7 protein-coding genes are annotated in these 6858 nt (G+C 31.4%); all 7 read left to right on the top strand.

Annotated elements, in window-relative coordinates:
* The coding region (locus tag WFZ85_RS15610) for a hypothetical protein (RefSeq protein WP_342697192.1) at positions 1–252 on the top strand (252 nt) is incomplete at its 5' end.
* Between the two features lie 17 nt (positions 253–269).
* Positions 270–587, top strand: a complete 318-nt coding sequence (locus WFZ85_RS15605) for a GIY-YIG nuclease family protein (RefSeq protein WP_342697191.1) — start codon at positions 270–272, stop codon at positions 585–587.
* A 462-nt stretch (positions 588–1049) separates the two neighbouring features.
* Positions 1050–1367 carry a GIY-YIG nuclease family protein gene (locus WFZ85_RS15600; RefSeq protein ID WP_342697191.1) on the top strand — a complete coding sequence of 106 codons (318 nt, stop codon included), beginning with the start codon at positions 1050–1052 and terminating at the stop codon, positions 1365–1367.
* A 697-nt stretch (positions 1368–2064) separates the two neighbouring features.
* Positions 2065–3084, top strand: a complete 1020-nt coding sequence (locus WFZ85_RS15595) for a WG repeat-containing protein (protein WP_342697190.1) — start codon at positions 2065–2067, stop codon at positions 3082–3084.
* Between the two features lie 315 nt (positions 3085–3399).
* Positions 3400–4464, top strand: coding sequence for a tetratricopeptide repeat protein (locus WFZ85_RS15590; protein WP_342697189.1), 1065 nt, complete (start codon positions 3400–3402; stop codon positions 4462–4464).
* Positions 4465–4641: 177 nt separating this feature from the next.
* Positions 4642–4995: a peptidase associated/transthyretin-like domain-containing protein gene (locus tag WFZ85_RS15585; protein ID WP_342697188.1), complete on the top strand. Its 354-nt coding sequence runs from the start codon at positions 4642–4644 to the stop codon at positions 4993–4995.
* A gap of 378 nt (positions 4996–5373) precedes the next feature.
* Complete coding sequence (locus tag WFZ85_RS15580) at positions 5374–5799, top strand: GNAT family N-acetyltransferase (protein WP_342697187.1); 426 nt, start codon at positions 5374–5376, stop codon at positions 5797–5799.
* Positions 5800–6858 lie beyond the last annotated feature (1059 nt).

Genomic DNA, 6858 nt, shown 5'->3' with positions numbered 1-6858 from the left:
TGCGTCAACATGACAAAAAGAGAGAATTCATTACTTTGTCATTCTGAGGAACGAAGAATCACACTCACTAATCACAGAAAAAACGTGAAAGACAAGTGTGATGTTTCCTGCGTCAACATGACAAAAAGAGAGAATTCATTACTTTGTCATTCTGAGGAACGAAGAATCACACTCACTAATCACAGAAAAAACGTGAAAGACAAGTGTGATGTTTCCTGCGTCAACATGACAAAAAAAGAGCATAGAAAATAAAAACCATAAATAATACAATGATTGAACATAACGAAGGACATTTTTCATTTTATGTATACATAATCACCAATAAACATAGGTCAACTTACTATATCGGAATGACTAATGATCTGGGCAGACGTTTAACAGAACACAAACAAAATATAGAAAAAGGAATTAAAACATTTGCCTCAAAATACAATCTTCAATTTTTAGTTTACTATGAAAAGTTTACTTGGGTGCAACTAGCTATTGAAAGAGAAAAAGAGTTAAAAGGTTGGAAGAGAGACAAAAAATTAGAATTGATTCGCTCCTTTAATGAGAATTTTGAATTTTTAAATCATCGTTTCGTCTGATTTTGTCATTCTGAGGAACGAAGAATCACACACACTAATTAAAAAACAAGAAAAAACATGATATTCCTTTTGTCATTCTGAGGAACGAAGAATCACACTCACTAATCAAACAATGAATAAAAAAATTCATTATTTTGTCAATCTGAGGAACGAAGAATCACACTCACTAATCACAAAAACAAGAAAAAACATGACATTTCTTTTGTCATTCTGAGGAACGAAGAATCACACACACTAATCACAAAAACAAGAAAAAACATGATATTTCTTTTGTCATTCTGAGGAACGAAGAATCACACTCACTAATCACAGAAACAAGAAAAAACATGACATTTCTTTTGTCATTCTGAGGAACGAAGAATCACACTCACTAATCACAGAATACAAGAATAGCAAGTGTGATGTTTCCTGCGTCAACATGACAAAAAGAGAGCATAGAAAATAAAAACCATAAATAATACAATGATTGAACATAACGAAGGACATTTTTCATTTTATGTATACATAATCACCAATAAACATAGGTCAACTTACTATATCGGAATGACTAATGATCTGGGCAGACGTTTAACAGAACACAAACAAAATATAGAAAAAGGAATTAAAACATTTGCCTCAAAATACAATCTTCAATTTTTAGTTTACTATGAAAAGTTTACTTGGGTGCAACTAGCTATTGAAAGAGAAAAAGAATTAAAAGGTTGGAAGAGAGACAAAAAATTAGAATTGATTCGCTCCTTTAATGAGAATTTTGAATTTTTAAATCATCGTTTCGTCTGATTTTGTCATTCTGAGGAACGAAGAATCACACACACTAATCACAAAAACAAGAAAAAACATGACATTTCTTTTGTCATTTTGAGGAACGAAGAATCACACTCACTAATCACAAAAACAAGAAAAAACATGACATTTCTTTTGTCATTCTGAGGAACGAAGAATCACACACACTAATCACAAAAACAAGAAAAAACATGATATTTCTTTTGTCATTCTGAGGAACGAAGAATCACACACACTAATCACAAAAACAAGAAAAAACATGATATTTCTTTTGTCATTCTGAGGAACGAAGAATCACACTCACTAATCACAGAAACAAGAAAAAACATGATATTCCTTTTGTCATTCTGAGGAACGAAGAATCACACACACTAATCACAGAAAAAACGTGAAAGACAAGTGTGATGTTTCCTGCGTCAACATGACAAAAAGAGAAAATAGAAAATAAAAACCCGCTTGCGGCTATTTGCACGCCAAACGAGCTACCATCCAAATCCCTTCACGTTATTTCAAATAAAAAAATGACAATTGTGCAAACTTACAGGCTGGTTTTCTTACAGGTATTTTAGTATATTTGAAAAAGAGATTACTTCGTCTGTTCGCTATTGCTCGGGTGTGAGGTTTTTTTACAGTCTGACGTTAGTGGTAACTTTATCTCAGACTCAGGAAAAATAAGGTGTTTAAAAGAAATAATATGTCAGTAGAACTTTCCAAAGCTATTCTAAAAAAATATAACATTCAATATCATTATGATTATTATGGTGTAATTCTTTTTAGAAACTTCGAAAAAAAGAGCGGAGTTTTAAAAGTTGAAAATGATATTTTTGGCTTCAAAAATTATTCAATTATAATCGAGCCAATTTACACAGACATAAATTGCTGGACAATTAATGATCAAATAGTATTTAACGTAAGAAGAGAAGATAATTTGTGTGGTTTATTGAGTATAGAAAATGATATAATATTGGATTTTGAATATATTCGCATTTATGCCTTTACTCAAGACCAAAAGTCACAAATAAGAAATACAAAAAACGAACTTTTTTCGTTTGACTTTAATTCTGGAAAAATAGAAAAATTGCCTTTTGATCAAATATTATTTACACAAAGTAATACTTATGGCGCACCAACAGGCAAAAATTGTCATTATCATAAATCTTTAATAAATTCAATTGAAACTAAAATGGATTTTTATGATACAGACCTAGCAGAATACATTGGAAAATGGGGAATTGTAGATTCTTCATTTAATTCAATTATTTCAAACAAATACGACTACATCGATTTTTTAAGAAATCAAAATCATTTTAAAATAGCCATAGGTAATCCCGAATTTGAAAATGAAGGTGAGCATTTAGTTTTGAAGAATATGAAATGGGGAATTATAGATGAAAATGAAAAAACTATTTTACCAACTAATTTTGATTGGGTCGATGAAATAAATACTAATTTGTATGCTGTAAATATTGGTGGAGAATTGTATTTTGACGATGAATATCAAGTTGACATGTGGAGTATCAAAGGAGGAAAATGGGGAGTTTACAATTCTGATAATAAATTAATTGTCCCAATAGAATATGATAAAATATTTTTAAACTTTTATCAAGTTAAAGGATACATCTTTGTTAAAAATGAAGGAAATGACTATGACGTTTTTACTTTTAACGGCGACAAAATTGACCAAAACAAACCTAATCATATGGATTACATATAAAAAAAGCTACCACTAACACACGTAACTTTTGCACAACCCTCTAAAAAACTATCCCGAAGTTTCGGGATCAAAATAATTCCAAAAAACAACCTCGTTTATCCCGAAGTGTCGGGACCATATAGTATACCTATTGAAGGAATTGAAAGGGTGTTTGGTGGGTTGTGATAAATTAATAATTATATTTGAGATAAAAAACGATATAAAACTTCGCCAATCTACCCCTATTTGTATGTATAAGCGAAGTTTTATATCGCTTATAAGATAGTTAGTGGAAATAGTAACGAACGACACAACAAAAAATAAGCAGACAACAATATGAAAAAGACAATTTTAATTTTGATGTTCCCATTAATGTGCAACATCTCATTTGGACAAAATAAAGCAGACGCTGAAAAATTAGTTGACGAAGGAATTCCATATCATGATAAAGGTGATTTTGATGGAGCAATTAGTAGATATGATAAAGCGTTAGATTTAGATAAAGACAATCTTTTAGCTCTATCTGAAAAAGCCTATTCATTACTATCTTTAAGTAAATATGAAGAAGCAATTCTTAATTGTAAGAAAGCGATAAAAGCTCATCCTAAAGACAGTAATCTGAAAAGTGTATATGTTACTTACGGAAATGCTTTGGATAGTCAAAAAAAAACAGATCAAGCATTTGAGATATATAATGAAGGGCTGAAATTGTTTCCTGAATATTATCAACTCTATTTTAATAAAGGAGTAACTTACGCAAGTGTCAAAAAAACTGACGAAGCAATTGCTTGTTTTCAAAATGCAATAAAATTTAATCCAAAACATGCGAGCTCACATAATGCAATAGCTAAACTAGAAAAAGCCAATAGACGAATTCCAGCAATTTTGGCTTTTTGTCGCTTCTTAGTTGTTGAACCTCAAACCAAAAGAGCTGAAGAAAATTTGGCGAGTTTACGAGAACTTATGAAAGCAAATGTTAAGCAGACTGGAGAAAAGTCAATATCAGTGACAATAGACTCAAAAATGTTTGCAGACACAACTTCAACTGGAAAACCTAAAGAAAACAACTTCTCTTCAACCGATTTAATTTCTACTATGGATATATCTTTGGATTATGACGAAATAAATAAAAATAAAACTGAAGTTGAAAATTTTATCCGAAAGATGGAAACAATCTGCGCTTCATTAGCGGAAAGTAAAAAAGATAATTCTGGATTTTATTGGAGTTACTATGTTCCGTATTTTATAGAATTGAAAAAACAAAAATTACTTGAGCCATTTGCCTACATTGTGTTTGCATCATCCACAAATGAAGATGTACAAGAATGGATAAAAAATGATAAAACAGAACTAGATAGATTTTATGAGTGGTCAAAGAATTTTCAATGGAAAAGAGACTAATGCACTATCGCTAACACTTGCTAAAACTTATGGCTAGTTTTTTGGTAAATTGTCCGTTTACATTTCATAACTTCGCTTGGTCGGTTATGGAAAAAACTCGGTCGCCAAGTTGCCACGAGTTCTAGCATTAACCGTTATGCAACATAGTAATACCACGATCGCGCAAAAATAACTAGTATGAAAATTTTCTTTATAATATTTATCTTTTTCTTCTCGGGGATTTCTTACTCGCAGAAACAAAGCAAAGTAAAGTTTAATGTTTTATTTGCTAAGAATAGTCCAGCTCCAGGCGTAAATATTATTGTGAAAAATTCAAGTACAACAATTGGCACTCAAACAGATTTAAATGGAAACGCAGAATTATTTGGAAGTAAAGAAAATGACTTGATAGAAATAAGTTACTTGGGACCAACATCACCAAACTTCTCTCTGGTAAAATCTGTCGACTCAATCGCCATAAATTTGGAAAAGCAGATTGTTATATACTATTCTAAGAACAAGAAATTAAAAAAGGTGAGGTTCCAAAGATGATAATTACTACGTTGCATAACAGCCGTAACTGTTGCGCAACCCTCCAAAAAACTATCCCAAAGTTTCAGGATCAAAATAATTCCAAAAATTGACCTTGTTTATTGCGAAGTTTCGGGACTATATAGTATACTTATTGAAGGGATTGAAAGGGTGTTTGGTGGGTTGTGATAAAAAAAATAATTATATATTTGGTCTGTATACGCTAGTGAGTAGCGACAATCTACCCTAATATGGGTGTATAGTCGCTACTTTATAGCGACTATATGCAAGTTGTGCGTAATTCTACCGTGTTACCAGAAAATCATGACTTTTATTCAAAATTTGAAATAAAATAGTAACTTAATAAAATTATATTTTTGAAAAAAATACTTAAAAAAAATGAAAACAGCTATTTTAAACAAAAATGAATTAAACAAAGACATTAAAGTGCAAGTTTCTGAATTATTCCGTCAATTAAGTCCAAACAAAATTCAGTTAGAACTTGAAGAAATATTGAATGAGAAAAACCAAATTACAATTGCATATTGTGAGGATAATAATAAAATAATTGGAATTGCATTAATGTGTACTTACAAAGTTATATCCGGAAACAAGGGGTGGATTGAAGATGTAGTTGTAGACTCAGCTTCACGAGGAAAAGGAATAGGAAGAAAACTGATAAACTTATTAGCTAAAGTAGGTGAAGAAAAAGAACTTTCTGAAATACTTCTTTTTACAGAAGACCATAGATTGGCTGCAATAAATTTATATTCAAGCGTTGGATTTAAACTTAAAGACAGTAAAATATATTGTAAGAAAAAATAATAAGAACTACGCACAATCGAGTAGACGGCTCCGCCAGAAACTGACGGAGTGCGCCTCTCACACCACCGTACGTACGGGTCTCGTATACGGCGGTTCGCAAAGAGATGGGTTGAGTTGGATGTGTAATTCGGTTAAGGAAACGTAACCTCGTTTATCCCGAAGTGTCGTAACTTTAAGCGTTGTTGAAAATGGTTTTTTACTTTTCTTACAGGTATTTTAGTATATTTGAGGAAGAGACTGTGGAAGTTTTTTCACAGTCTGACGTTATGCAAAAGTTTAAAAAGACCATTGTAAAATAAAGTATATGAATAAAATACAAAATGTTTTTAGTATACTATTTTTGGTTTGGATACTATCAATGCTTACTTTAATATTATGCGGAAAAGTAACTTTCGGCCACGGAATTGGCGACCTGCTATATCTATTTTTGCTAGTTATTTTTCTAATTGTTTTTTTATTTTTTTTCTTTAGCAATCTAAAACGAAAAATTAAAATGCCAATTCTTATTTCTTTCCTTACATTCTTAATAATAATGTTATTATTTACACTAAAAATGACTATTTGGAGAGGAGTAGAATATCCTTGGAACGGACAAATTTTCTATAAATAAACAAATAGTACATGTAAAAAAAGCCTCCCGCAAATCAAGTAGACGCTTCCGCCAGAAACTTACCGAGTGCGCCTCTCACAACACAAACTCTTCAAAGCCTCCATACTTTACACCAAAATAATACTACCAGCTGCACAAAAAAACACGTCTTTGCGACGACTAAACAATTAAAAAATCTAACATTCTTACAACTATTTTACTATATTTGGTGGAAGGATTACTTCGTCTGTTCGCTATCGCTCGAGTGTGGAGTTTTTTTCACAACCTGACATTGTAAGACATTTTTTAAAAAAACTATTGATTACCCATTAACAATAACAACACAACAACCCGCACACAGTGTGTGGGTTGTTTTTTAAATACCGTATTCCTTATGAAAACACTACTTACACTACTACTGAGTTTTATAGCACTACACAACACGGCATCTGGGCAGTGTTTTACTAAAA

Source organism: Flavobacterium aureirubrum (assembly GCF_038739835.1).
GTDB lineage: Bacteria > Bacteroidota > Bacteroidia > Flavobacteriales > Flavobacteriaceae > Flavobacterium > Flavobacterium aureirubrum.
The sequence above is the reverse complement of the archived record's forward strand: the minus strand, read 5'-3'. Positions and strand labels throughout refer to the sequence as shown.